Genomic DNA, 25,764 nt, shown 5'->3' on the forward strand with positions numbered 1-25,764 from the left:
GGCGATGACGGGTCCGCTGGTCGCGGTCGACTGGGGCACGAGCTCGCTGCGCGGCGCGCTGATCGCGGCCGACGGCACGGTGCGCGAGGAGCGCAGCGACGCGCGCGGCATCCTCGCGGTGCCGGCGGGCGGATTCCCCGCGGTGTTCGAGCAGCTGTTCGGCGACTGGATGCGCGAGAGCGGCGCGCGCTGCCTGATCTCGGGCATGGCCGGCAGCAAGCAGGGCTGGGTCGAGGCACCCTACTGCGCCTGCCCCGCGGGCCGCGTCGAGGTCGGCCGCAGCATCATCGCCATCGACGCCATTCCCGGCCAGCGCATCGCGATGGTGCCGGGCCTGCGCGACGAGCACGACGGCGTGCCCGACGTGATGCGCGGCGAGGAGGTGCAGATCTTCGGCGCGCTGTCGCTGCTGGGCCGCGACGAGGGCCTGTTCGTGCTGCCGGGCACGCACAACAAGTGGGCCACGGTGAAGAAGGGCCGCGTGACCGGCTTTCGCACCTTCATGACCGGCGAGTTCTATGCGTTGCTGAGCCAGCACTCGATTCTCGCGCGCACGCTCGATGCGTCGGCGCCGCTCGACGAGGCCGCCTTCGTCGAGGGCGTGACCCGCGCCGACAACGGCCAGGGCCTGCTGCACAACGCCTTCGGCGCGCGCACGCTGGCGCTGTTCGATCGCATGCCGCGCGCCGAACTCGCGAGCTATCTCTCGGGCCTGCTGATCGGCGAGGAACTGCGCACCCAGTCGCTGCAGGCTGCGGGCGAGGTGGTGCTGATCGGCTCGCCCGCCCTCACCCAGCGCTATGCGCTCGCGCTGCGCGCCAGCGGCACGGCCACGCGCTCGCTGGGCGCCGAAGCCACCTGGGCCGGGCTGCATGCGCTGTCCGGCTTCCTCGATTCCTCCGCCACCCCATCATGACCACGCCCTTCGACAAATTCGACGCCGCCCTGCGCACCTTGCCGCTGGTGGCCATCCTGCGCGGGCTCGAGCCGCATGAAGCCGATGCCGTCGGCGACGCCATCGTCGAACCGGGCTTCCAGCTGCTCGAGGTGCCGCTCAATTCGCCGCAGCCGCTCGACAGCATCGCGCGGCTGCGCGCGCGCTTCCCGCAGGCGCTGGTCGGTGCCGGCACGGTGCTCGATGCGCAACAGGTGCGCGAGGTGCAGGCGGCCGGCGGCGAGTTGATCGTGTCGCCGAATTTCGATGCTGCGGTGGTGCGCGAGGCCGCGCGCCTGGGCCTGGTGTGCCTGCCCGGCGTGATGACCCCGACCGAGGCCTTCGGCGCGCTCGCCGCGGGCGCCACCGGGCTCAAGCTATTCCCGGCCGAGCTGGCCTCGCCCGCGGTGGTGAAGGCGCTGCTGGCCGTGCTGCCGCGCGGCACGCCGCTGATGCCCGTGGGCGGCATCACGCCCTCGAACATGACCGAGTGGCGCGAGGCCGGCGCCGCCGGCTTCGGCATCGGCTCGGCGCTGTTCAAGCCCGGCAAGAGCGCGCAGGCCGTGCGCGACGATGCGCAGCGCTTCGTCGCCGCCTACACGCGCACGACGCGCGCCTGATTCGATTCCCCCCACGCAGAACACCAGAGGATCACGATGTCCGCCGATGCCGACTACGCCAGCCCCGAAGTGCGCCGACTGCGCGAAGACCTCGCGCTCGCGCTGCGCGCCGCCGCCCACCACGGGCTGTCGGAAGGCGTGTGCAACCACTTCAGCGTGATGCTGCCGGGTCGGCAGGACCGCTACCTGATCAACCCGCGCGGCCTGCACTGGAGCGAGATCGGCGCCGACGACATCGTGCTGATCGACGTGCACGGCGAGGTGCTCGCGGGCCGCCATCGCGTGGAGCCCACCGCTCTCTTCATCCACGGCGCGGTGCACCGCATCGCGGGCCATGCGGTGGTGCTGCACTGCCACATGCCCTATGCCACCGCGCTCACCATCACGGTCGACCGCGCGCTCGATCCGACCGCGAGCCAGAACGCGATGCGCTACATCGACCGCATCGCCGTCGACCGCGAATACAACGGCCTGGCGCTCGACGACGCCGAGGGCGAGCGCATCGCGCGCGCGATGGCCGGCAAGGACGTGGCCTTCCTCGCGAACCACGGCGTGATCGTGGCGGGCGCCACCATCGCCCATGCCTACGACGATCTCTACTACCTCGAGCGCGCCTGCCTGCACCAGGTGATCGCGCAGTCGACGGGCCGCCCGCTGGCCCCCGTGAACCGCGAACTGGCCGCGCGCGTGGCCGCGCAGATCCAGGGCGAGCGCGAGCAGTCCGACCTGTTCTTCGAAGCGCTGCGGCGCATGCTGCCCGCGCCGCGCGGCTGAGCCTGTTCGCACCGCGTTCCTGTCGCCGTGCGGCGACAGCGGCAGCCTCTTTGTGTCGAGGCGTTTCCCGTGCTTTCAATTGCCTTGCGGCGCTGGCCGTGGCGCGTTACGTCTTGCGCTGGACGCGGCATTCGCGCGGGCAGAATCCGCCCGGTCGCCGTGGGCGAAGTCCTACACCCCGGCGTTACAGCGCTTCATCGGATTTCGCCCGCGCCTTACACAGCGTTGACATGAACGCGGGAGGATGACACCCATCAACAACCACTCCCCTGGAGTTGCCATGAAAAAGCTCACCTACGCATTCGGCGCCGCGGCCCTTCTCTCGCTGGCGGCGATCAGCGCTCCGGCCCAGGCGCAGAGCGGCCCCTTCATCCAGGCCCAGGTCTACGTGACCCCGGCGCCGCCGCATCGCCACTACGATCGCCGCTACTACGCGCCCCCGCCGCCGCCGCACTACCACCCGGGCTATCACCGCGGCGATCGCTACTACCGCCATGACCGCTACGACGGCCGCCGCTACGGGCGCCACGACAACGACCGCGACGGCGTGCCGAACCGCTACGACCGCCGGCCCAACAATCCGTACCGCTACTGACGCGGTCGTCTCCAGCAACGAAAAAGCCGGGCCTCGCGCCCGGCTTTTTCATGGCCGCCGCGTTCAGGCCGCGGGCACCTGCGCGTAGGGCGGCGTGTCGCTCGAGAAACCCTGCTTGAGCCCGCGCGAGATCGCATCGGCCAGCACCTCGGGCAGGCCCTTCTCCACGCCTTCGTAAGCCAGCCGCGCCACCTCGTCGGGCGAGGTCTTCGGCGCATCGACGTGCGCGGCCATGTCGGTGTCCATGTAGCCCACGTGCACGCTGACCACCTGCGTGCCCTGGCCCGCGAGCTCGTTGCGCAGGCCGTTGCTCAGCGACCAGGCGGCCGACTTGGTGGCGCTGTAGGTCGCCACGCTCGGGAAGGTGGTCCAGGCCAGCGCCGACAGCACGTTGACGATGGCACCGCCGCCGTTGGCCGCCAGCACCGGCGCGAAGGCGCGCGACAGCGCCCAGGGGCCGAAGAAGTTGGTCTCGAGCTCGGCGCGCGCGGCCGCCACCGAGTCGGGCCCGAGCAGGTTCGAGCCGCGCGAGATGCCGGCGTTGTTGACCAGCACCGACACGTCGCCGCAGGCGCGCACCGCGGCCTCGATCTGCGCCGGCTGGGTCACGTCGAGCGCCACCGGCACCACGCCGGGCAGGGTGATGGTCTTGGGGTCGCGCGCGGCGCCGTAGACCTTGCGCGCGCCGGCCGCGAGCGCGGCCTTGGCGAAGGCGAGCCCCAGGCCGCGGTTGGCGCCGGTGATGAAGACGACCGAATCCTTGATGTTCATGGGAGCCCTTTCGAAGTTGGACGAGAAAAACGCTTCAGGCCTGCGCCATGCGCCGCAGCAGGCTGCTGGTGGTGCGCGGCCAGCCGACGCGGCCGAACCAGGCGCCGCCCGCGATCGCCGAGCCGATGACCAGGCCGTAGACCACGAGCGCGATGCCCTGCGCGGCGAACACGCCGGTGAGCCCCGCGCCCCAGCGCAACGCCAGCCAGCCGCCGATGCCCGCCACGGCCAGCCGCGCGAGGTTGCCGATCACCGGCCACAGCAAGCGGCCCGCGCCCTGCGAGGCGAAGTACAGCCCCAGGCCGACGCCGAAGAAACCATAGAGCGGGCCCACCACGCGCAGGTAGTGGATGCCGGTGTCGAGCATCGCGGTGTCGTGGCCGAACAGCATGAGCCACGGCCGTGGGAAGAACGCCGCCAGCAGGCCGATGGTCTCGGCCAGCGTGAAGGCCAGGGCGGCGCCGATCCAGGTGGCGCGCAGCGCGCGCTCGCGCTGGCCCGCGCCCATGCAGGTGCCGACCATCGCGACCAGCGGCGCGCCCAGGCCGAACACCAGCGGCACCAGCAGGTACTCGAGCCGCGAGGCCGTGCCGTAGCCGGCCAGGGCCTCGGGGCCGAAGTGGCCGGTGAGCGCGGTGGCGATACCGATCGACAGGTTGGTGGCCACGGTCGACACCGTGCCCACGAGGCCCACGCGCAGGATGTCGCGGAAGAAGGGCCAGCGCAGCTTGAGCGCCGCCAGCGAGGGCTTGAGCAGGCTGCGCGGCGAGCGCAGGTAGACGATCAGCGCGATCGAGCCCAGCAGGTAGTACAGCAGCAGCGCCATCGCGCCGCCCGCGATGCCCATGCCCGGCAGCGGGCCCCAGCCGAAGATCAGGAGCGGCGAGGCGGGGATCAGGAACACCACGCCCACCACCGTGACGTTGGCCGGCACCGCCATGTTGCCGGTGCCGCGCAGGATCGCCGACAGCGAGTTGAACAGCCACACCAGCACCGCGCCCGAGAACACCCAGTTGGAATAGGTCAGGGCCGCCTCGAGCGCCGGGCCGCTGCCGCCCATGATCCCGTAGAGCCAGCGGCCGCCGAACAGCAGCGCGAGCGAGAACAGCACGCCGAAGCCCAGCGCGATGACGATCGCATGCCACACCAGCGAGTCGGCATCGGCGCGGCGACGCGCGCCGAGCGCGCGCGCGATGGCCGACGAGATGCCGCCACCCATGGCGCCGCTCGAGGTCATCTGCATCAGCATCACGATCGGGAACACCAGCGCCATGCCGGCCAGCGCGTCGGTGCCGAGCTTGCCGACGAAGTAGGTCTCGATCAGGCCGACCGAGGCCTGCGCCACCATCACGAGGACGTTGGGCGCGGCCAGCTTCAGCAGCGTGGGAACGATGGGCGCCTCGAGCAGGCGGCGGGTGCGCGGATCGAGATCGGCGGCGGAAGCGGTCATGGCCGGGGGCTCCGTGGCGTGGGAACGATCAGGCGCGGGCCGTGGCGGGCTGGCCCGCGGCGGAAGGCGTCGCGGGTGCGCCGCCGGCCTTGGGTGCCGCCGGGCGGCGGATCGCCATCACCATCAGCGCCGCCAGCAGGCAGGCCGCGCCGGCGACGTAGAGCGCCGGGGTGTAGGTCAGCAGCAGCGTGCGCGCGAAGCCCGCGCCATAGGCCGCGGTGGCGGCGCCGAGCTGGTGCGCGGCGAACACCCAGCCGAACACCATGCCGACCTTGGCCGGGCCGAAGGTGGAACCCGCGAGCTTGACCGTGGGCGGCACGGTCGCGATCCAGTCGAGGCCGTAGAACATCGCGAACAGGCCCAGGCCGTAGATGGTGAATTCGGAATGCGGCAGCCAGAACAGCGAGAGCCCGCGCAGGCCGTAATACCAGAACAGCAGCTTGCGGTTGTCGTAACGGTCGGACAGCCAGCCCGAGAGGATCGTGCCCACGAAGTCGAAGGCGCCCATCATCGCGAGCACCGAGGCCGCGGGCACGGCGCCCATGCCGTTGTCGCCGCACAGCGAGATGAAGTGGGTCTGCACCAGGCCGTTGGTGCTCAGGCCGCAGATGAAGAAGGTGGCGGCGAGGATCAGGAAGGTGCGGTTGGTCGCGACCTCCTTGAGCACGCGGAACGGCGTGGCGAAGGTGATCGCCGCGGCGGGCGCGGCCGGTGCCTGCGGTGCGTCGGCGGCTTCGCCGAAGGGACGCAGGCCGAGGTCGGACGGCCGGTTGCGCATCAGGCACAGCGCCAGCACGCCGATCAGCAGGCTGCCGATCACGATCGGCACGATGGCCGAGCGCCAGCCCCAGTGCTCGATCATCCAGGCCGCGACCGGCAGGAACGCGAGCTGGCCGGTGGCCGAGCTCGCCGTGAGCATGCCCACCACCAGCCCGCGGCGCGCCACGAACCAGCGGTTGGCCACCACCGCGCCGAGCACCAGCGCCGTCATGCCGGTGCCCAGGCCCAGCATCAGGCTCCACAGCACGAACAGCTGCCACAGCTGCGAGGCCATCGTCACCAGCGCCATGCCCAGGCCGACCAGCGCGAGGCCGGTGCAGATCACCGCGCGCAGGCCCCAGCGCTCCATCAGCACCGCGGCGAACGGCCCCATCAGGCCGAACAGCGCGAAGCGCAGCGCGAGCGAGGACGAGATCTGCTCGGTGCTCCAGCCGAACTCCTTGCCGAGCGGCTGCAGCATCGCGCCGGGCAGGCCCAGCGCGGCCGACATCGTCAGCATGGTCAGGAAGGTGATGGCGGCGACGATCCATCCGTAGTGGATGCCGCGGCGCTGCAGCCATGCGGAGACTTGGGTGGCGAACATGGGACCTCTGGAGGAATGGGAATGGAGGAATGGGAGAAAAGAGGGGCCTGGACCGCGGGGCCTGCGGGCGAATGGGGAGTGCGAAGAAAAGGAAGCGGGTGCGGCTGCGCGTCAGTCCAGTTCGCAGGCCTGGTCGTCCGCGCCGAGCAACTCGAGCGATTCGTCGATCAGCAGATGCAGCGCGAGCACGCGCTCCACGCCCAGCAGCGCATTGAGCTTCTGCTGCGCCGTCTTCCAGTGGGCCAGTGCCTCGCGGCGCTTGGCCTCGCCGCTGTCGGTGAGCTGCACCAGGCGGCTGCGCGCATCGGCGCCCGCGCCCTGCGCGATCCAGCCCGCGGCGATCAGCGGCTGCAGGTTGCGGCTCAGGGTCGAGGGCGTCATCTTGAGTTCGCCCGCCAGGTCGACCGGGCGCGAGGGACCGAGCCGCGCCAGATGCGACAGCAGCGAGTACTGCGTGGTCTTGAGTCCGCTGCGCGACACCTCCGCGTCGTAGTGCTGCGAGAGGCGGCGCGAGAGCTGGCGCACCTTGAAACTGGTGCAGCCGCGTGGCTTGGTGGGGGCATCCATGGGCTATTATTGTAGCTGCAACTATTGCATATGCAACCAATTGGAGGAATGACCGCATGACCGAACCCCAGAACCTGCTCGAGACCTGGCTTGCCGAGGAGCGGGACATCATCGCGAAGCTCGAAGCCGGCCCGGGCCCCGGCGTGGCCCGTCCCGAGCAGTTGAGCGGCAAGACCGGCCTCGAGATCATGCAGGCCATGCTGCGCGGCGACATCCCCTATGCCGCCATCGCCAAGACGCTGGACTTCACCGTCATCTCGGTCAGCCCCGGCGTCGCGATCTTCCAGGGCACCCCGCTGCCGCAGCACCTGAACCCGCTGGGCACCATCCACGGCGGCTGGGTCGCCACCCTGCTGGACTCCGCGCTGGGCTGCTCGGTCCACACCATGATGCCGCCCGGCCGCAGCTACACCACGGCCGAGCTCGGCGTGAACTACGTGAAGGGCCTCACGCCCAAGGTGCAGCGCGTGCGCGCCGAGGGCAAGGTGATCCACTGCGGGCGGCAGCTCGCGACGGCGGAAGCGCGGCTGGTGGGCGCCGATGGCACGCTGTATGCGCATGCCACGACGACCTGCTTCGTGTTCGAGATTCCGGCGGGGCGCTGAGCTTCGGGGTCCGGGCGGTCACCGGCGCTATAGGGCGGGTGCCATCGCCCCCGCCATCAACCGCAGGTTCTGCACCGCCGCCCCCGCGGCCCCCTTGCCCAGGTTGTCGAGCACCGCGCTCAACACGACCTGCCCCGTGCGCTCGTTGAAAGCCACCGCCAGGCTCATGTCGTTCGTGCCGTTGTGGATCTGCGGATCCAGCTCGGTCGAAGGCGCATCGGCAGACATCGGCAGCACCCGCACATGCGCCGCATCCAGATAGCGCTCGGCCAGGCATTCATGGATGCGCGCACCCGTCACGCCGGCGGGAAGCAGCCGCGCATGCAACCCGATCGTCAGCACGATCCCCTGCCGGTAGCTGCCGTAGGCCGGCACGAAGAGCGGCCGCTGCGACAGGCCGGCGTAGGCCTCGATCTCCGGCACATGCTTGTGTTCGAGCGCGAGCCCATAGACCGTCAATGAATGCGCGCCCGCGCCGGCCTCGTGCGCTTCGGCGCCCGCCCTGCCCTGGCCCGAATAGCCCGAGACGGCGTGGATGACCAGCGGATAGTCGGCGGGCAGCAGACCCGCGTCCGTCAGCGGCCGCAGCAGCGCGATCGCGGCCGTGGGATAGCAGCCGGGATTCGTGACCCGCGATGCCGAGGCGATGCGTTCGGCCTGCCCCGCAGCCAGCTCCGGCAAGCCGTAGACCCAACCGGGGCTGGTGCGATGCGCCGAGCTCGCATCGATGACGCGCACCGACGGGTTCTCGATCATCGCCACCGCGTCGCGCGCCGCGGCATCGGGCAGGCACAGGATCGCGATGTCGGCCTCGTTGAGCGCGGCGCGGCGCGCGGCCGGGTCCTTGCGCAGGTGGGTGGGCAGGGTGCGGATGCGGAATTCCCCGTCGCGCAGCCGGTTCTGCAGATCAAGGCCGGTGGTGCCCTGATCGCCGTCGATGAAGAGGTTGAAGTCCATGGAGCGCGATCGTAGGGATGAGGCCTCGATGGCTCCAGCTAAATATATGGAACCCCAGATTCAAAAAAGATAAATTAACGCGATGCGTGAACTGAGCCTCGACCATCTGCGCACCCTGGTCGCCATCGCCGACCTCGGGTCGCTGGCCAATGCGGCGCGCGCGCTGCACCTGGCGGCCCCCACCGTCACGGTGCAGATCGCGGAACTGGAGTCGCGCCTCGGCGGCCAGTTGCTCGTTCGCGGGCGCGGGCCCGCGCAGCCGACGGCCTTGGGCGAGCGCTTCATCGCGCGCGCCCGCCGGCTGCTGGCCGATGCCGACGATGCGGTGGAGGACGTGCGGCGCCAGCTCGCCGGGCAGACCGGCCGCGTGCGCGTGGGCGCCTCGACGGGCGCGATCGCGCACCTGCTGCCGCCCGCGCTCGAACGGCTGGCGCGCGACCATCCGGGCATCGAGGTCAACGTGCAGGTGCTGACCTCCAACGACAGCATGGCGCGGCTCGCCGCGGGCAGCCTCGATCTCGCGGTGGTCGCGTTGCCGCAGCCGCCGGTGCGCGGCGTGCACGTCACGCCGCTGCGGCGCGAGGCCGTACTCGCCTTCCTGCCGGCGGCCTGGAAGGCGCCGAAGCGCCTCACGCCGCAGTGGCTGGCCGAGCGGCCGCTGATCATGAACGACGCCTCCACGCGGCTCTACCGGCAGACGGCCGAATGGTTCTCGGCGGCCGGCGTGCATTGCCGGCCGCGCATCGAACTCAACTACAACGACGCGATCCGCACGCTGGTGGCCGCGGGCTATGGCGCGGCCCTGCTGCCCGAGGAAGCGGACGGGCGCACGCCCGATCCGCGCATCGCGATCCGCCCGCTGAGCCCGGCGCTGTGGCGGCAGCTGGGCCTCGCGGTCGGCGATCGCGACGTCGGCGGCCCGACGCGCTTCGTGCTCGAGGTCCTGCAGGCGTCGAAGGCTCGCGGCGGCCCGGGCGAGTAGGCCTGCGGCTTGTAAGTCCAAACGACGCGCGCCTCCCATCCCTGTTGATAATCGTTCGCATCGGCGCCGCAGGCCGGCCGCCGCATTGCCCCGAGAACACATCACCGACCTGGAGGATCCCGTCATGACCCAACGCATCGGCGCGCGCGCAGCACACGCCCTGATCGGCGCCACCGGCGCCTGGCTCGCCCTCGCCGCCCTGCCCGCGCATGCGGCGGAAGAGCTCACGCTCTACACCACGCGCGAGCCGGCGCTGATCCAGCCGCTGATCGCGGCCTTCAGCGCGCAGAGCAACATCAAGGTCAACACGGTGTTCGTGAAGGACGGCCTGCTCGAGCGCGTGAAGGCCGAGGGCGCGCGCTCGCCGGCCGACGTGCTGATGACGGTGGACATCGGCAACCTGGTCGACCTGGTCGACGGCGGCGTCACGCAGCCCGTGAAGTCGACCGCGCTCGAATCGGCGATCCCCGCCAACCTGCGCGGCGCCGACGGCCAGTGGTTCGCGCTCTCGATGCGCGCGCGCGTGCTCTACGCCGACAAGGCGCAGCCGCTCACCAATTTCCGCTACGAGGATCTCGCCAATCCCAAGTGGAAGGGCAAGGTCTGCATCCGCGCCGGCCAGCATCCCTACAACACCGCGCTGGTGGCCTCGCTGATCGCGCACGACGGCGAAGCCAAGGCCGAGCAGTGGCTGCGCGGCGTGAAGGCCAACCTGGCGCGCAAGGCCACCGGCGGCGACCGCGACGTGGCGCGCGACATCCTCGGCGGTATCTGCGACGTGGGCCTGGCCAACTCCTACTACGTGGGCCAGATGAAGAGCGCCAAGGAAGGCACCGACGCGCGCAAGTGGGGCGATGCCATCAAGGTGGTGCGCCCGACCTTCGCCAAGAGCGGCGGCACCCACGTCAACATCAGCGGCGCGGCGGTGGCGAAGAACGCGCCGCAGCGCGCCAACGCGGTCAAGCTGCTCGAGTTCCTGGTGTCCGAGCCGGCCCAGTCCCTCTATGCCGACGCCAACTACGAATACCCGGTGCGCAAGGGCGTCGCGCTCGACCCGATCATCGGCCAGACCATCGGCGAGCTGAAGGTCGATCCGCTGCCGCTGACCGAGATCGCGAAGTACCGCAAGCAGGCCAGCGCGCTGGTCGACAAGGTCGGCTTCGACCAGTGAGGGGCACCGCCGGATGCCCTGAGTCCAGGGCATCCGCATGCTGAGGGCCTCGCGCGGCCCCCGCACGCTGCAGGCGGTGGGCCCGCTGTGGCGCGGGGCCGCGTTCCTCGTGGCGGCCGGCGTGCTCGCGCCGGTGCTCGCCTTGCTGTGGCTCGCGCTCGGGCCTGGCGCCCAGGGCTTTGAGCACTGGCAATCGCTGTTCGCGCACGTGCTGCCGCAGGCCACGCTCAACACGGCCATGCTGCTGGGCGGCGTCGGCCTGCTGGTGCTGACGCTGGGCACCGGCTGCGCCTGGCTGGTCACGGCCTGCGACTTCCCGGGCCGGCGTGTGCTGCACTGGGCGCTGCTGCTGCCGCTGGCGATGCCGACCTACATCGTCGCCTTCGCCTACCTCGACCTGCTGCATCCCATCGGCCCGGTGCAGGGCGCGATCCGCTGGCTGCTGGGCTACGACAGCCCGCGCCAGTTCCGCCTGCCCGACCTGCGCTCGATGGGCGGCGCGGTCTTCGTGCTCGGCTTCGTGCTCTATCCCTACGTCTACATGACGGCGCGCGCGATGTTCATGAGCCAGCCCGCGCACCTGATGGAGGCCGCGCGCATGCTCGGCGAGAACCGGCGCGGCGCCTTCTTCCGCGTCGCGCTGCCGCTGGCGCGCCCGGCGCTGGCCGTGGGCCTGAGCCTGGCGCTGCTCGAGACGCTCAACGACATCGGCGCGTCCGAATTCCTCGGCGTGCAGACGCTCACCGTGGCCGTCTACACGACCTGGATCACGCGCTCCGACCTCGCGGGCGCGGCGCAGATCGCCTGCGCCATGCTCGCCATGGTGATCGCGCTGGTCTGGCTCGAACGCAACGGCCGGCGCCACCAGCGCTACGGCTCGGCGCAGCGCATGCGCGCGCTGCAGCCGCGGCCGCTGCGCGGCGCCATGGCCTGGGCCGCCACGGCGGCGGCCTCGCTGCCGGTGCTGATCGGCTTCGTCGCGCCGGCGCTCTACCTGGTCTGGGAAAGCGCCAAGCGACTGCGCCAGGGCGGCGGCATCTCGCACGGGCTGCTCGCGAGCCTGGCCAACACCATCGCGCTGGCGGCCGGCGTCACGGTGGCCGCGGTCGCGGCCGGGTTGCTGGTGGCCTGGGCCGCGCGCAACCCGGGTGGCCAGGGCGGCGCCGCGCGGCGTGGCCGCTGGCCCGCGCGCGTGGCCACGCTGGGCTATGCGGTGCCGGGCACGGTGCTGGCCATCGGCCTGCTCACGCCGGCGCTGGCCTTCGATGCCGCGCTCGCCACCGCGTTCGGCTGGCAGGGCCTGCCGCTGATGGGCGCGGGCGTGGTGCTGGTGGCCGCCTGCACCATCCGCTTCCTCGCGATGCCGGTCGGCAGCATCGAGGCCGGGCTCGCGCGCATCCCGCCGGCCATCGAGCAGGCCGCGCGCCTGCTCGGCGAGACCGCCCTCGGCGCGCTGCGGCGCGTGCACCTGCCGCTGCTGCAGCCCTCGATCGCCGCCGGCGCACTGCTGGTCTTCGTCGACGCGATGAAGGAGCTGCCCGCCACGCTGCTGCTGCGGCCCGCCAACTTCGACACCCTCGCGACCTGGCTCTATGCCGAGGCCGCGCGCGGCACCTACGAGGAAGGCGCGATCGCGGCGCTGCTGATCGTGGCGGCCGGGCTGCTGCCCGTGATGCTGCTGGCGCGCAGCCAGCTCGCGGCCGCGCACTCGGCCGATCCCCTGCCCGTATCCTCCGCCACGCCATGAGCGCCAACCTGCACATCGACGCCCTCCGCCTCGCCTACGACACGCCGCGCGGCCCGCACGTCGTGGTCGACGGCTTCTCGCTCGCGCTCGCGGCCGGCGAGATCGCCTGCCTGTTCGGCCCCTCGGGCTGCGGCAAGACCACGGTGCTGCGCGCCATCGCGGGCTTCGAGCCGCTGCGCGCGGGCGAGATCCGGCTCGGCGAGCGCACGCTGTCCTCGCTGCAGCAGCACCTGCCGCCCGAGGCGCGGCGCGTGGGCATGATGTTCCAGGAGTACGCGCTGTTCCCGCACCTCGACGCGGCGCGCAACATCGCCTTCGGGCTGCGCCGGCTGCCGCGCGCGCAACAGCAGGCGCGCGTGGCCGAGATGCTGGCGCTGGTCGGCCTGGCCGAGGCCGGCGAGCGCTATCCGCACGAGCTCTCGGGCGGCCAGCAGCAGCGCATCGCGCTGGCCCGCGCGCTCGCGCCGGCGCCGGCGCTGCTGCTGCTCGACGAGCCCTTCTCCAACCTCGACGGCGCCACGCGCGAACGGCTCACGGTGGAAGTGCGCGCGATCCTGCGCCAGGCCGGCCAGACCGCGATCCTCGTGACCCACAACGAGGCCGAGGCGCAAGCGATGGCCGACCGCATCGGCGTGATGCACGGGGGGCGCATCACGCGCTGGATCGAGACCTCGGCCCGCTGAGGCCTAGCACAAGACGCTCTTTTGCCGAATGGGCTTTTCGGGAAAAGGTTGTTCGCCCCCGGAAGAATCCGGCCCCACCGATTCATCCGGAGCGCCCATGTCCCAGCCCCTCACCCTCGTCAGCCACCTGCTGTGCCCCTATGTGCAACGCGCCGCGATCGCGCTGCACGAAAAGGGCGTGCCCTTCGAGCGCGTCGTGATCGACCTCTCGGCCAAGCCCGACTGGTTCCTCGCGATCTCGCCGCTGGGCAAGGTGCCGCTGCTGCGTGTGCAACGGCCCGACGGCGGCGAGACCGTGCTGTTCGAGAGCAACGTGATCTGCGAATACCTCGAGGAGACCCAGCCCGGCGCGCGGCTGCATCCCGAGGACCCGCTCGCGCGCGCCGAGCACCGCGCCTGGATGGAGTTCGGCTCGGCGATCCTGGCCGACCTCTGGGGCTACGAGACCACCAAGGACGCCGAGGTGTTCGCGCAGAAGCGGCAGGCCCTCGCCGACAAGTTCGCGCGCGTCGAAGCCGCGCTCGGCGACGGCCCCTTCTTCGCGGGCGAGCGCTTCAGCCTGGTCGACGCGGTGTTCGCGCCGGTGTTCCGCTACTTCGAGGTGTTCGACCGCCTCGTCGACTCGAAGCTCTTCGACGCCCTGCCACGCGTCGATGCGTGGCGCAAGGCGCTGGCCGCGCGGCCCAGCGTGCGCGCGGCGGTGGTGCCCGAGTACCCCGAGCACCTGATGGACTTCCTGCGCAAGCACGAGTCGCTGCTGCTCACGCGCGCCGAGGAAGTCCGAGCGGCTTGATCGGGACGCCGGGAGACCGACAATAGCGGGCTCCCCACGACAACACCCACGGACTCCACGCGATGAGACTCCTCCACACCATGCTGCGCGTCGGCAACCTGCAGCGCTCGATCGACTTCTACACGAAGGTGCTCGGCATGAACCTGCTGCGCACCTCCGAGAACCCCGAGTACAAGTACAGCCTGGCCTTCGTCGGCTACGACGAGGGCAACCCCGGCCAGGCCGAGATCGAGCTGACCTACAACTGGGGCACCGAGAGCTACGAGCTCGGCACCGCCTACGGCCACATCGCGCTCGGCGTGCCCGATGCCTACGCGGCCTGCGAGAAGATCAAGGCCGCAGGCGGCAACGTCACGCGCGAAGCCGGCCCAGTGAAGGGCGGCACCACGGTGATCGCGTTCGTGACGGATCCCGATGGCTACAAGATCGAGTTGATCCAGCGCGCCGAGCAGGCGGCCGGCGGCGGATTGCGCTGATCGGCGATGGCCACCGGCGCCGCGAAGAAGAAACCGGCCGCGAAAAAGGCCGGTGCCAAGGCCGGCACAAAGGCCGGTAACAAGGCCGTGCGCCATGTCGCGCTGCTGCGCGGCGTCAACGTCAACGGCATCACCATCCGCAGCGCCGACCTGCAGGCGCTGTTCGTCGAGCTCGGCTTCGGCGCGGTGCGCACCGTGCTCGCGAGCGGCAACGTGCTGTTCGACACCGACGAGATCGACATCGCTACGCTGCGCCAGCGCATCGAGCAGGCGCTGCGCGAGCGCTTCGGCTACGAAGCCTGGATCGTGCTGCTCGCGCAGGCCACGGTGGCGCGCATGGCCGCGGGCTATCCCTTCGAACGCGTCGACGAGGAGCGCCATCCGTACATCGTGTTCGGCTCCGATCCCGCGATGCTCGACGAGGTGATGGCCAAGGCCGAGGAACTCGAGACGTACACCGACCGGCTGCAGCGCGGCGACGGCGTGCTCTATTGGGAGCTGCCGCGCGGCGAGAGCACCGACACGCCGGTGGCGAAGCTGCTCGCGAAGACGCGCTACAAGTCGAGCACCACCACGCGCAACCTGCGCACGGTCGAGAAACTGATCGCGGGTTGAGCCGCCCAGGGGCCACGGCATAGGGGCAACCGCCCCTGCGCAAGGCACGGGATTTGCAATAGATTGAAAGGCCGACCGACGCGTCGGCCTTTTTCATTCGAGCGCCACGATGCACCCCTCCAGAATCATTCCAACAGTCCTGCTCGCCGTGACCGCGGCGACGCTTTCCGCCTGCGGCGGCGGTTCCAGCGGCGGCTTCGCCGCGCTTCCCATCGGCAGCGCGCCGCCGCCACCTTCCGCGCCCCCGCCCGGCGCGCGCTTCGATCCCGCGCTGTGCGTGCAGCAGGCCGGCACGCCGCACGGCCAGACGGCCGGCATCAGCGGCACCAGCCTGATGGTGACCTCGGCCCACTACGAAGCCTCGAAGGCCGGCTGCAAGGTGCTGGCCACCGGCGGCAGCGCGATCGACGCGGCCATCGCGGTGCAGGCGGTGCTCGGCACGGCCGAGCCCTTCGCCTCGGGCCTCGGCGGCGGCACGCTGATCACCTACTACGACGCGGCCACCCGGGCCGTGCGCACCTTCGACGGCCTCTCGGCCGCGCCCGCGGCCACCGGCGGCGCGGCCACGCTCTACCAGGCCGTGGCGCAGGACGTGTCGAGCGCCGCGCCCTACAACGTCTGCAAGAGCGGCCTCGCGGCCGGCGCGAGCATCTCCTCGCAGCAGGGCAACACCAACATCTCGGCGCGCGCGGTCGGCATTCCCGGCACGGTGGCGGTGCTCGACCTGGTGCACCGCGCCTACGGCCGCAAGGCCTGGAACGCCCTGTGGGACGACGCGATCGCGCTGGCCGAGAACGGTTTCCCGATGACCCGGTACATGTACTCGACGCTCTATGCCGACAGCGCCGAGTTCGACGACGACGGCAACCCGGTGGACGCCGGCAGCGGCGTGCCGGCCTGGGTCAACTCGGCCGGCACGGTGCGCGGGGCGGCGCGCTGCAAGTATCCCGACATCGCGAAGCGCTACTGCGACCCGGCCGACGCCACGATGCAGAAGCCGCTGCCGATCGGCACGCTCATCAAGAACCCCGAGCTCGCCCAGACCATGAAGCTGGTGCGCGACGGCGGCAGCGCGGCCTTCTACGATCCGGCCCGGCCCACGGTGCAGGCGATCGTGCAGCGCACCACCGCCGGCAGCCTGCCCTGCCGCTCGGTCCTGCCGACCGCGGGCACGCCCGCCAGGCCGGCGGTGGCGACCACCATCGCCTCGATCCCGAGCCTGATGCAGCCGACCGACTTCGCGGCCTACCAGGCGGTCGAGCGCAAGCCACTCGTGGGCACGCGCTTCGGCACCACGATCTACACCCAGCCCGCGCCCTCGTTCGGCGGCTTCGTCACGCTCTATTCGCTCGGCATCCTCGAGCGCAAGAAGCTGCAGGACGAGAAGGCGCTCGACACGCCGCGCTTCGTCTATTACGCCGCGGAGGCGAGCCGGCTCGCCAACGTCGACCGGCGCGCCGTGATCGGCGACCCCGCCTGGTCGAACGTCAACGCGCGCGCCTCGGTGCTGCTGGGCGAGGCCGAGCTCGACCGCCGCGCGGCGCAGATCGGCGACAAGGCCTTCGACACCGCACCCGCGGGCAACATCGGCAGCTTCGTGGCGGCTGACCCGGCGGGCTACGACACCATGACCGCGCTCGGCAAGGGACGCGCCGCCGCGCCGGCCACTCGGCTGGCGCAGGCTCGCCCCACGGCGCGCGACGAGGACTGGAACACCACCAGCAACGTGGCGGTGGTCGATGGCTACGGCAACGCGCTGTCGATGACGACCACGATCAACACGCACTGGGGGGCGCACATGGAGGCGGCCGGCATCATGCTCAACGACGTGATGTCGAACTTCTCCGCCGGCTCGAGCGCGCCGCCGAGCACGGGCTCGGACGTCAACGGCTACCAGGGCACGAAGCGGCCGCGCACCTCGATCGCACCCGCGATCGCCTTCGATGCCGAGGGCCGGCTGCGGCTGGTCTGGGGGTCGGCGGGCGGCGGCCCGATCCCCGACTACATCGTCAAGAGCTTCATGGGCCACGTGGTCTACGGCCTCGACCTGCAGACCGCGATCAACGCGCCCAACTTCACGGGCCAGAACGGCGTGGCCGAACTCGAGGCCGGCTCGGCGCTGGCGCCGCTGGCCGACAGCCTGCGCGCGAGCTACGGCTACGACACCGACACCCTGCGCGTGACGGGCCTGCTCAGCGGCCTGAGCGGCATCGCGGTGACGCGCGACGCGAACGGCCGCGCGGTCTACAGCGGCGCGGCCGACAACCGGCGTTCGGGCGCGGCCTTCGGCTACTGAGCCCGCGCGGCGCACACGAAGAAAAGCCTGGCGGTGCCAGGCTTTTTCGTGTGGCGCGGATCAGCAGCCGAGCAACTCGGCCAACTCGAGGATGTCGCGCGCATGCAGGTTGTTGGCCGCCACCGGCGTCACGTCCTTGGGCTGCGCGCGGCCGAACTCGAAGGGCCGCTCGATGTAGCCGGTCTTGAGGCCGCAGGCGCGCGCGGCCGCGAGGTCGTCGTGGTGCGCGGCCGCCAGCATCACTTGGCCCGGCGTGGCGTCGAACACGCCGGCCACGCCGAGGTAGGTGCGCGGGTCGGGCTTGTAGGCCTTGAAGACCTCGGCCGACAGGACGCAGTCCCAGGGCAGTCCCGCGCGCTTGGCCATCTCGGTCAGCAGGCCGATGTTGCCGTTCGACAGCGAGCAGATGGTGAACTTGCGCTTGAGGCGCGTGAGCCCTTCCACCGCATCGGGCCAAGCCGGCAGCCGGTGCCAGGCGCGGCTGAGTTCGCGCCGCGCGGCGGCATCGAGGCGGTCGCTGAGGCCGAAATCGCGCAGCACCTGCTCGAGCATGCTCAGGTGCAGCTCGTCGAGCAGGGTGAAGCCGCCCTCGCCCGCGGCGATGCGCTCCATCACCTGCTTCATCGCGGGCTGGTAGCCGGCGCGCCAGGCCAGCGCGAAGGTCGCGCCGTCGACACCCGGCAGGGCCTGCTCGGCCTCGGCGGCGATGCCGCTGTGCCAGTCGACCACGGTGCCGAAGACGTCGAAGGCCACGACCTTGAGGTCGCTGGTGTCGAAATCCGCGTTGCCCATGGCAGCCTCAGCGCGCGAGCTGGCTCGCGGCGCGCGCCAGCTGTTCGATGCGCGCCCAGTCGCCGTCGCGGATGGCGTCGGTCGGCACGATCCACGAGCCGCCCACGCAGGCCACGTTCGACAGCGCGAGGAACTCGGCCGCGTTGCCCGCATGGATGCCGCCCGTGGGGCAGAAGACGACGTCGCCGAACGGGCCCTGCCAGGCCTTGAGCATCGGCAGGCCGCCGGCCTGCAGCGCGGGGAAGAACTTGAGCTGGGTGTAGCCGTCCTCCTGCGCCGACATGATCTCGCTGCCGGTGGCCACGCCGGGCAACAGCGGCAGGCCGAGGTCGTGGCAGGCCTTGCCGACCGCGCGCGTGTAGCCCGGGCTCACGCCGAACTTCGCGCCGGCCAGCGCCGAGGCCTGGGCATCGGCCGCGCTGCGGATGGTGCCCGCGCCGGCCACGGCCTCGGGCACTTCCTTGGCGATGATCTCGATGCATTCGAGCGCCTGCGGCGTGCGCAGCGTCACCTCGAGCATGCGGATGCCGCCGGCGACCAGCGCGCGCGCGAGCGGCACGGCGTGCTTCACGTCGTTGAGCACGATCACCGGGATCACCGGCGCGTCGCGCATCACGTCGAGGGAAGTCAGTGCGTTCTTGTCGTTTACAGCCATGAGCAGGCTCCTTCTTCAGCAGTCAATGCATTGCGCCGCATGCCGGCGAACAGTTCGCGCCCCAGGCCGTGGCCGTCGGCGATGCGCTGGGCCTCCGACAGCGTGGCGGCCTCGCGCTCGGCCCACTCGTCGGCGGGCAGCAGGACCTCGAGCGTACCCGCGACCGCGTCCAGGCGTATGACGTCGCCGTCGCGCACCTTGGCCAGCGGCCCGCCCGCGGCCGCCTCGGGCGACACGTGGATGGCGGCCGGTATCTTGCCCGACGCGCCGCTCATGCGGCCGTCGGTGACCAGCGCCACGCGGAATCCCTTGCCCTGCAGCACCGACAGCGGCGGCGTGAGCTTGTGCAGCTCGGGCATGCCGTTGGCCTGCGGGCCCTGCCAGCGCACCACGCAGACCACGTCGCGCTCGAGCTCGCCGGCCGTGAAGGCCTTCTGCAGCGCGGCCTGCGAATCGAACACCCGCGCGGGCGCCTCGACCACGTGGCGGTCGTCGGGCACCGACGAGACCTTGATGACGCTGCGGCCGAGGTTGCCGCTCAGCAGCTTCAGGCCGCCGGTGGCGCTGAAGGGCGCGGCGGCGGGCCGCGTGACGGCGTCGTTCTGCAGCGCGGCGGCTGGCGTCCAGCGCAGGCGCTTGGCATCGGCCTCGTCCTCGAGCGACGGCACGCCGGCGAATTCGCGGATGCCGCCCGAACGCACCGTCAGCACGTCGGCATGCATCAGGCCGGCCTCGACCAGCTCGCCGATCACGAAGCCCGGGCCGCCCGAGGCCTGGAACTCGTTCACGTCGGCGCTGCCGTTGGGGTACACGCGCGTGAGCAGCGGCACCACGTCCGACAGCTTCGAGAAATCGTCCCAGTCGATCACGATGCCCGCGGCACGCGCCACGGCCACCCAGTGGATCAGGTGGTTGGTGGAACCGCCCGTGGCGAGCAGCGCGGCCATGGCGTTGACGATGCAGCGCTCGTCGACCATCTCGCCAATGGGCGGGCACTGGAAGGCGGCTTCACCCGCCTTGCCCAGCACCGTGCGCACCGCCTCGCGCGTGAGCGTCTCGCGCATCGCGTCGCCCGGTTGCACGAAGGCCGTGCCGGGCACGTGCAGGCCCATGGCCTCGAGCAGCATCTGGTTGCTGTTGGCGGTGCCGTAGAAAGTGCAGGTGCCGAGCGTGTGATAGGCCGCCATCTCGGCCTCGAGCAGGCCCTGGCGGCCCACGAGCCCCTGCGCGGCCTGCTCGCGCACCTTCGACTTCGCGTTGTTCGACAGGCCCGAGGGCATCGGCCCCGCGGGCACGAACACGGTGGGCAGGTGGCCGAAGTGCAGCGCACCGATCAGGAGGCCCGGCACGATCTTGTCGCACACGCCGAGCATCAGCGCGGCATCGAACATGTCGTGCGTGAGCGCGACCGCGGTGCTCATCGCGATCAGGTCGCGGCTGAACAGGCTCAGCTCCATGCCGGGCGTGCCCTGCGTCACGCCGTCGCACATGGCGGGCACGCCGCCGGCCACCTGCGCGGTGGCGCCGAGGCGGCGCGCCTCGTGCTTGATGATGTCGGGATAGCCCTGGTACGGCGCATGGGCCGAGAGCATGTCGTTGTAGGCGGTGACGATACCGATGTTGGGCGCGCGCTCGGCGACCACGCGGAACTTGTCGTTGGCCGGGATGCCGGCCACGGCATGCGCCACGTTGGCGCAGCCCATGCGGTCGGAGCCGCGGTCGCGCTGCCGCAGTTCGGCGAGGCGCGCGAGGTAGGCGTCGCGCTGCGCCTTGCTGCGATCGCGGATGCGATCGGTGACGTCGAGGACGGTGGGGTGTGTGCTGCTCATGGGGATGTTGTCGGTGGCTCTGCCGATGGGGTCGCCACTGTCGCGTGGGCGACCTCGAGATGGGTTCATCGTAGCAAGGACGACGCCAGGCCTCGATGGAAATCGGGCACCGTGCCAATACGAATCCACGCCCGGATACGGATGCTTGCAAAACACCCTGACGCGGGCTCGCGCAAGCCCGCGTGGCGGCGCATTCCGCGCGCCGCGGCGGCCTGCCCGGCCTCAGTCGAGCAGCTTGACCTCGACCCGGCGCGCCTGCGCGTCGTTGCCGCTGCCGGCCGTGACGGGCGGGCGCAGCAGGTCGATCTTGTCGGCCGGCACGCCGAGGCCGACGAGCACGTCGCGCACCGTCTCGGCACGCTTCTTCGCGAGCTGTTCGTTGACCGCCGCATCGCCGGTGGTGTCGTGGAAGCCCGAGACCACCGCCTTGCGGCCGGCCTCCACGCCCTTGATGACCGCGGCCAGCGCTTCCGCGGCACCGGGTGCGAGGTCGGCGCTGCCGGTGGCGAAATAGAAATTCACCACGCCGTTGGCGACGCGGATGCTGGCGCCGTCGGGGATCGTGACGGTGACCGTCTCGGTCACCTCGGCCACCGTGGTCTGGGTGGCGGGCGCCGCGGCCGGCACCGTGATGGCGGTCCGTGCCGTCGCGGAAGCCTTGGCGGGCGTCTTGTGCCATGCCGCGAAGGCGATCACCCCACCGACGATCAGCAGCAGCAGGATCGCGATCAGTCCGAGGGCGAAATTCTGCTGGCTGTCGTCGGTGTTGTTCGTCACGCGTGCTCCATAGGATGAAAGCGGCCGGTAAATAATGGGGTGGTCAACCATGATCAGGAAATTGTAGGCATGGGTCCTTCTCCCGACACTGTAGGCGCTGGCCCCACCTCGGGCTCGGACCCGGCGCCCAATCCCGGGCCGCCGGGTCTGGATCCGCTGCCCAAGCCGCTGCGCGACCCGCAGCCGATGCTCGAGCGCACCATCGCCGAATGGGGCGGCCACGAGGACCTCTGGCTGTTCGGCTACGGCTCGCTGATCTGGCGGCCCGAGTTCGATTTCATCGAACGCCGCCCGGCCTGGGTGCGCGGCTGGCACCGCGCGCTGAAGATGTGGAGTCGCGTCAACCGCGGCAGCGTGCAGACGCCGGGCCTGGTGTTCGGCCTGCTCTCGGGCGGCAGCGTGCGCGGCATGGTGTTCCGCGTGCCGGCCGCGCAGGGCCTGGACACGCTGCGCCGGCTCTGGCTGCGCGAGATGCCCACCGGCGTCTACGACCCCAAGTGGCTGCGCTGCACCACCGCTTCGGGGCCGGTGAGCGCGCTGGCCTTCACGCTGTCGCGGCGCAGCCCCAACTTCACGGGCGAGCTCAGCGACGAGCGCTACCGCCACATCTTCGCCAATGCCGTGGGCCGCTACGGCAGCTCGCTCGACTATGCGCAGCAGACGCTCGAGGAGCTGCGCCGCCATGCGATCCACGACGTGGCGCTCGCGCGGCTGGTGGCGCTGGCCGTCCCCGCCGACACATCGGCGGCGCACACTGCATCGCCGGCCCCGACCGATTGCGATGTGGTGCCGCCTCCGGTATACGTCGCAGGGTCTTCCGACAAGAAATCCTCTCAACCTTCCGGACCCTCCGGATCTCCCGACAAGGACCAACAATGAAGAACTCCTCCCGCCGCCTCGCCGGCGCCGCCACCGCCGTGCTCGCGGCCTCGCTGCTGGCCGCCTGCGGCACGCTGGGCGGCAAGCCCGCCACCACGGTCGAGCTGGTGCCCACCGGCGCGATCACGCCGAACCCGACCACGGGCACCGTCACCTTCACCGCGCTCGAGCATGGCGTGCGCGTGGCCGGCATCGTGCGCGGCCTGCCGCCGAACACCGAGCACGGCTTCCACATCCACGAGAAGGGCGACTGCGGCGACAACGGCAATGCCTCGGGCGGCCACTTCAACCCCAGCGGCGGCACGCACGGCAAGTTCGCCGCGCCGGGCAGCCATGCGGGCGAACTGCCGAGCCTGGTGGCCAACGGCGCCGGCGAGGCCCGCTTCAGCGTCGAGAACCATGCGATCTCGCTGACGCCGGGCGCCGCCAACAGCGTGATCGGCCGTGCGCTGGTGGTGCACCGCGACAAGGACGACTTCACGACCCAGCCGGCCGGCAACTCGGGCCCGCGCATCGCCTGCGCGGTGATCGGCAAGTAAGGGCTTCGTTCAGCCGGCGCGCGGTGCGCCGGCTGCCTCGCGCGCGCGCCACAGCGCCTCGGCGCGCGCCAGGGCCTCGGGAGTGTCGATGTCGGTCACGACGCCGGCATCGTCGAGCGCCAGGTCAGCTACCGAATCCATAGCACGCAAAGCCCGCAGGACGGGCGCCGCGCCGAAGTTGCCTTCGAGCGCGGCGAGCGCCGCATGGCAGCCCGCGGCAAAGCCCACCGGATGCCCGCGCTCCCCTTGGTAGCTCGGCTGCGCCGCCTGCACGCCGCCCGCGAGCGCCGCGGCCACGGCGCGCATGGTCTGTGGCAGCACCAGCGGCAGGTCGCCCGGCAGGATCAGCCAGCCGGCCGCGCCCGCCGTGACGCGCACCGCGGCCGCGATCGAATCGCCCATGCCCGGATGGCCCGCATCCTCCACATGCCACGGCAGGCCGCTCGCGCGCACCGCGTCGAGCGTGCGTTCGAGCACCGGTTTGCCGGCCAGCGGCGCGCGCAGCTTCGAGCCGCTGCCGCCGGCGGCCACGAAGCGTTCGCCGCGGCCCGAGGCCAGCACGATCACGGTCGGGGGATTCGCGAGGGTGGTCACGGCGCGAGTATCGCTTGGGCAACAATGCCGGCATGACTTCCCCGACTTCCAAAGAATCGCTGGCCGCGCTGCGCAAGAGCTACGAGCGCGCCGAGCTCGGCGAGGCGCACAGCGCCGACGATCCGCTGCGCCAGTTCGAGCGCTGGCTCGACGAGGCCATCGACGCCCAGGTGCCCGAGCCCAACGCGATGACCTTGTGCACCGTCGGCAACGACCTGCGGCCCTCGAGCCGCATCGTGCTGATCAAGGGCTACGACGCGCGCGGCCTGGTCTGGTACACCAACTACGAGAGCCGCAAGGGCCGCGAGCTCGCGGGCAACCCCTATGCCTCGCTGCAGTTCCACTGGGTCGAGCTCGAGCGCGTGGTGCGCATCGAGGGCCGGGTCGAGAAGGCCGGCGCCGACGAGAGCGACGCCTACTACGCGAGCCGCCCGCTCGATTCGCGCCTGGGCGCCTGGGCCAGCCCGCAGAGCGAGGTGATCGGCGGGCGCGAGGTGCTGGTGAAGAATGCGGCCGTCGCCGCGGCGAAGTACCTGCTCTCGCCGCCGCGCCCGCCGCACTGGGGCGGTTACCGGCTGGTGCCCGACCGCTGGGAGTTCTGGCAGGGCCGCAAGAGCCGGCTGCACGACCGGCTGCGCTACCGGCTCGAGGCCGGCCAGTGGACACGCGAGCGGCTAGCCCCCTGATAAATCAGGCCTCGCAGGCCGTCACCTTGAATTCGACGCGACGATCGAGCGCGTCGCTCGCATCGTCGGCGCCCGTGCCCACGATGTTCTCGCGGAAGCCGGCGCCGGCTTCGCGCAGCTTCTTCGCCAGCGGCGGAGCCTCGCCCACCAGCCGGGTCTTGACGGTCACCGCGCGCTGCAGCGACAGCCGCTCGTTGACCGCCTCCGAGCCCGTGCGGCTGGTGTGGCCGGTCACGACCACGCAGGAATCGATCTGCGCCGCCTGGCGCGCGATCTGGCGCAGCCACATCGGGTAGGCGGCGCTGATCTTCGGGTCGGCAAGGAAGTCGGTCGAGCCCGGCTTGAACAGGAACTTCACGCTGAGGTTGTTGGTTTCGAGCCCCAGCCGCGCGAGCGTGCCGAAGGTCTTCTCGGCATCGGCGGTGCGACCGAGCTGCGACTGCGTGAGGTACAGGCCGCTGTAGACGCGCAGCTGCTGCCCGTCGGGGCGGCGCGAGGCGGCGTCGTAGCGCGCCAACGCCTCCTGCAGCCGGCCGGCCTCGTAGGCGGCGGTGGCCTCCTGCATCACGGTCGCGGTCGGCAGGCGCTCGAGGTAGAGCGCGTCGGCGGCCTGGCCCGGCTGGGTCTCGGCGGTGCGGATGTAGCCCTCGACGCCGCGGTCCTTGCCGTTGACCGGGCTGTCGCGGAAGAAGGCCGTGGGCCGGGTGTCGAGCGAGGCATCGCTGATGCGCGCCACCGACTGCGCGATCACCACGCCGCTCTTGATCTCGGTCAGCGCGAGGTTCAGCCGGTAGGGCGAACCGCCCGCCTCCTTGTCGCGCACCAGCGTGCCGTTGAGCACGTACTGCGCGGTGGCGATCTCGGTGCTGTTGAACGGCGTCACTGTGAACTGCTTGAACTGCGCCTGCATGCGCTGGACGATGCGCTGCTCGGCCACGCGCGTGACCTCGGTCTGCTGGCCGCTGGCGCTCTCGAGCAGCGGGTCGATGACGATGCGGCTCTGCTTCATCGACGACTCGACCTTGGCGAGGAAGCCCGGCAGCTTCTTGGTCTGCACCATCAAGTCGTCCACCGCCTGGTCGACGGCCTGTTCGAAGGGCATCGCGTTGCCCGGCTGCGGGCGCTGCGCCGCGCAGGCCGCGAGCAGCACGGCGGCGGCGCCGAGCGCCATCGCGCGCAGCGCGCTGCGCAGGCTGGAGGGGATCTTCATCATCAGCATTGGCTCCTCAAGTACGTCATGTCCTGGTCCGACAGCGGCTCGCCCACGGCGGCGCGCATGTTGATCTCGGTGCAGCGCTTCGTCGGCGCCGGCCGGCGCACGGGCGCGGGCCGGTCGGCCTCGTGCTCCGCCACGCGGGCCGGCGGCGCCTCGGCCGGCGCGCGCGGCTTGGGCGGCGGCCGCGCGGCCGCCTTCTCGCTCGGCCGGTCGACGGCGGCCGGCGGCTTCGCCGGTTCGGGCGCCGGTTTTTCCTCCGGCTTGGGCACGGCCAGACAGGGCGTGCGGCACGGCTTGGCCTGCGCCGCCGCCGGCGTGGCGGCGCCCAGCAGCAGCCATGGCGCGATCGCCGTCGCGATCAGCACCATCGCAGCAACGGGCATGGATCGCGTCTGGCA

General features: G+C 71.4%; 28 protein-coding genes. 16 read left to right on the plus strand and 12 right to left on the minus strand.

The genetic code is table 11. The features are described from left to right. Positions 1-4: 4 nt before the first annotated feature. From BM109_RS01790 to BM109_RS01805, 4 genes are all read left to right on the plus strand, one after another. Entirely contained in the window at positions 5-916 is a 912-nt protein-coding gene (locus tag BM109_RS01790) for a 2-dehydro-3-deoxygalactonokinase (protein ID WP_093341209.1), read from the plus strand. Then, positions 913-1,554 (plus strand): 2-dehydro-3-deoxy-6-phosphogalactonate aldolase, encoded by a 642-nt coding sequence (locus BM109_RS01795; RefSeq protein ID WP_093340056.1) that lies wholly within the window; start codon positions 913-915, stop codon positions 1,552-1,554. Before BM109_RS01790 ends, BM109_RS01795 begins: the two co-directional genes overlap by 4 nt. Positions 1,555-1,590: 36 nt before the next feature. Then, positions 1,591-2,328: an aldolase gene (locus BM109_RS01800; protein WP_093340058.1), complete on the plus strand. Its 738-nt coding sequence runs from the start codon at positions 1,591-1,593 to the stop codon at positions 2,326-2,328. Positions 2,329-2,608: 280 nt separating this feature from the next. Beyond that, positions 2,609-2,923: a hypothetical protein gene (locus BM109_RS01805; protein WP_093340060.1), complete on the plus strand. Its 315-nt coding sequence runs from the start codon at positions 2,609-2,611 to the stop codon at positions 2,921-2,923. Between the two features lie 63 nt (positions 2,924-2,986). On the opposite strand, the gene BM109_RS01810 is transcribed toward BM109_RS01805, so the two are convergent. The 4 genes from BM109_RS01810 to BM109_RS01825 all read right to left on the minus strand — a co-directional run bounded on the left by BM109_RS01810 (position 2,987) and on the right by BM109_RS01825 (position 7,074). Then, positions 2,987-3,694 carry an SDR family oxidoreductase gene (locus BM109_RS01810; protein WP_093340062.1) on the minus strand — a complete coding sequence of 236 codons (708 nt, stop codon included), beginning with the start codon at positions 3,692-3,694 and terminating at the stop codon, positions 2,987-2,989. Positions 3,695-3,728: 34 nt separating this feature from the next. Further along, a complete protein-coding gene (locus BM109_RS01815) occupies positions 3,729-5,144 on the minus strand; it encodes an MATE family efflux transporter (RefSeq protein WP_093340064.1) in 1,416 nt (471 codons plus the stop codon). A gap of 28 nt (positions 5,145-5,172) precedes the next feature. Further along, positions 5,173-6,507 (minus strand): MFS transporter, encoded by a 1,335-nt coding sequence (locus BM109_RS01820; protein ID WP_093340066.1) that lies wholly within the window; start codon positions 6,505-6,507, stop codon positions 5,173-5,175. A 111-nt stretch (positions 6,508-6,618) separates the two neighbouring features. Then, positions 6,619-7,074, minus strand: a complete 456-nt coding sequence (locus BM109_RS01825; RefSeq protein WP_093340068.1) for a MarR family winged helix-turn-helix transcriptional regulator — start codon at positions 7,072-7,074, stop codon at positions 6,619-6,621. Between the two features lie 56 nt (positions 7,075-7,130). Between BM109_RS01825 and BM109_RS01830 the strand changes: the two genes are divergently transcribed. Then, positions 7,131-7,679, plus strand: a complete 549-nt coding sequence (locus tag BM109_RS01830; protein WP_093340071.1) for a PaaI family thioesterase — start codon at positions 7,131-7,133, stop codon at positions 7,677-7,679. A 27-nt stretch (positions 7,680-7,706) separates the two neighbouring features. Here the strand turns inward: BM109_RS01830 and argC are convergent, their stop codons facing one another. Continuing rightward, positions 7,707-8,636, minus strand: coding sequence for an N-acetyl-gamma-glutamyl-phosphate reductase (gene argC, locus BM109_RS01835; RefSeq protein ID WP_093340073.1), 930 nt, complete (start codon positions 8,634-8,636; stop codon positions 7,707-7,709). Positions 8,637-8,718: 82 nt separating this feature from the next. On the opposite strand from argC, the gene BM109_RS01840 reads away from it, so the two are divergent. The 8 genes from BM109_RS01840 to BM109_RS01875 all read left to right on the plus strand — a co-directional run bounded on the left by BM109_RS01840 (position 8,719) and on the right by BM109_RS01875 (position 17,399). Further along, positions 8,719-9,618: a LysR family transcriptional regulator gene (locus BM109_RS01840; protein WP_093340075.1), complete on the plus strand. Its 900-nt coding sequence runs from the start codon at positions 8,719-8,721 to the stop codon at positions 9,616-9,618. A 124-nt stretch (positions 9,619-9,742) separates the two neighbouring features. Continuing rightward, positions 9,743-10,789 carry a Fe(3+) ABC transporter substrate-binding protein gene (locus tag BM109_RS01845; RefSeq protein WP_093340077.1) on the plus strand — a complete coding sequence of 349 codons (1,047 nt, stop codon included), beginning with the start codon at positions 9,743-9,745 and terminating at the stop codon, positions 10,787-10,789. Positions 10,790-10,826: 37 nt separating this feature from the next. Further along, positions 10,827-12,536, plus strand: a complete 1,710-nt coding sequence (locus tag BM109_RS01850) for an ABC transporter permease (RefSeq protein WP_093340078.1) — start codon at positions 10,827-10,829, stop codon at positions 12,534-12,536. After that, positions 12,533-13,219, plus strand: a complete 687-nt coding sequence (locus tag BM109_RS01855; RefSeq protein ID WP_093340080.1) for an ABC transporter ATP-binding protein — start codon at positions 12,533-12,535, stop codon at positions 13,217-13,219. The genes BM109_RS01850 and BM109_RS01855 overlap by 4 nt, the downstream gene beginning before the upstream one ends. Positions 13,220-13,316: 97 nt before the next feature. Beyond that, positions 13,317-14,012, plus strand: a complete 696-nt coding sequence (locus BM109_RS01860; protein WP_093340082.1) for a glutathione S-transferase family protein — start codon at positions 13,317-13,319, stop codon at positions 14,010-14,012. 62 nt (positions 14,013-14,074) lie between these two features. Next, positions 14,075-14,488 carry a lactoylglutathione lyase gene (gene gloA, locus BM109_RS01865; protein ID WP_093340085.1) on the plus strand — a complete coding sequence of 138 codons (414 nt, stop codon included), beginning with the start codon at positions 14,075-14,077 and terminating at the stop codon, positions 14,486-14,488. Between the two features lie 6 nt (positions 14,489-14,494). Continuing rightward, complete coding sequence (locus tag BM109_RS01870) at positions 14,495-15,103, plus strand: DUF1697 domain-containing protein (RefSeq protein ID WP_093340087.1); 609 nt, start codon at positions 14,495-14,497, stop codon at positions 15,101-15,103. Positions 15,104-15,212: 109 nt separating this feature from the next. After that, the gene (locus BM109_RS01875) at positions 15,213-17,399 is read left to right on the plus strand and encodes a gamma-glutamyltransferase family protein (protein WP_143129055.1); all 2,187 of its coding nucleotides are present in this window, start codon (positions 15,213-15,215) and stop codon (positions 17,397-17,399) included. 60 nt (positions 17,400-17,459) lie between these two features. Here the strand turns inward: BM109_RS01875 and BM109_RS01880 are convergent, their stop codons facing one another. The 4 genes from BM109_RS01880 to BM109_RS01895 form a co-directional block, all read right to left on the minus strand. Next, complete coding sequence (locus BM109_RS01880; protein WP_093340091.1) at positions 17,460-18,191, minus strand: haloacid dehalogenase type II; 732 nt, start codon at positions 18,189-18,191, stop codon at positions 17,460-17,462. A 7-nt stretch (positions 18,192-18,198) separates the two neighbouring features. Next, positions 18,199-18,846 (minus strand): bifunctional 4-hydroxy-2-oxoglutarate aldolase/2-dehydro-3-deoxy-phosphogluconate aldolase, encoded by a 648-nt coding sequence (eda, locus tag BM109_RS01885; protein WP_093340093.1) that lies wholly within the window; start codon positions 18,844-18,846, stop codon positions 18,199-18,201. Then, the gene (gene edd, locus BM109_RS01890) at positions 18,837-20,675 is read right to left on the minus strand and encodes a phosphogluconate dehydratase (protein ID WP_093340095.1); all 1,839 of its coding nucleotides are present in this window, start codon (positions 20,673-20,675) and stop codon (positions 18,837-18,839) included. Before edd ends, eda begins: the two co-directional genes overlap by 10 nt. Before the next feature lie 222 nt (positions 20,676-20,897). Then, a complete protein-coding gene (locus BM109_RS01895) occupies positions 20,898-21,452 on the minus strand; it encodes an OmpA family protein (protein ID WP_256222270.1) in 555 nt (184 codons plus the stop codon). 69 nt (positions 21,453-21,521) lie between these two features. Here BM109_RS01895 and BM109_RS01900 point away from each other — a divergent pair, with 69 nt between their 5' ends. Together BM109_RS01900 and BM109_RS01905 are read left to right on the plus strand one after the other, a co-directional pair. Continuing rightward, the gene (locus BM109_RS01900) at positions 21,522-22,331 is read left to right on the plus strand and encodes a gamma-glutamylcyclotransferase (RefSeq protein WP_256222271.1); all 810 of its coding nucleotides are present in this window, start codon (positions 21,522-21,524) and stop codon (positions 22,329-22,331) included. Further along, a complete protein-coding gene (locus BM109_RS01905) occupies positions 22,328-22,870 on the plus strand; it encodes a superoxide dismutase family protein (protein WP_057597176.1) in 543 nt (180 codons plus the stop codon). Before BM109_RS01900 ends, BM109_RS01905 begins: the two co-directional genes overlap by 4 nt. Before the next feature lie 9 nt (positions 22,871-22,879). Here BM109_RS01905 and BM109_RS01910 read toward each other — a convergent pair whose 3' ends face one another. Continuing rightward, complete coding sequence (locus tag BM109_RS01910) at positions 22,880-23,464, minus strand: nucleotidyltransferase family protein (protein ID WP_093340099.1); 585 nt, start codon at positions 23,462-23,464, stop codon at positions 22,880-22,882. A 32-nt stretch (positions 23,465-23,496) separates the two neighbouring features. On the opposite strand from BM109_RS01910, the gene pdxH reads away from it, so the two are divergent. Further along, a complete protein-coding gene (gene pdxH / locus BM109_RS01915) occupies positions 23,497-24,150 on the plus strand; it encodes a pyridoxamine 5'-phosphate oxidase (protein WP_093341212.1) in 654 nt (217 codons plus the stop codon). A 4-nt stretch (positions 24,151-24,154) separates the two neighbouring features. Here pdxH and BM109_RS01920 read toward each other — a convergent pair whose 3' ends face one another. Next, the gene (locus BM109_RS01920; RefSeq protein ID WP_093341213.1) at positions 24,155-25,363 is read right to left on the minus strand and encodes an OmpA family protein; all 1,209 of its coding nucleotides are present in this window, start codon (positions 25,361-25,363) and stop codon (positions 24,155-24,157) included. After that, on the minus strand, positions 25,363-25,749 hold the full coding sequence (locus BM109_RS41110; protein ID WP_177239219.1) for a hypothetical protein: 387 nt from the start codon (positions 25,747-25,749) through the stop codon (positions 25,363-25,365). Before BM109_RS41110 ends, BM109_RS01920 begins: the two co-directional genes overlap by 1 nt. Positions 25,750-25,764 lie beyond the last annotated feature (15 nt).

Source organism: Variovorax sp. PDC80 (genome assembly GCF_900115375.1).
GTDB lineage: Bacteria > Pseudomonadota > Gammaproteobacteria > Burkholderiales > Burkholderiaceae_C > Variovorax.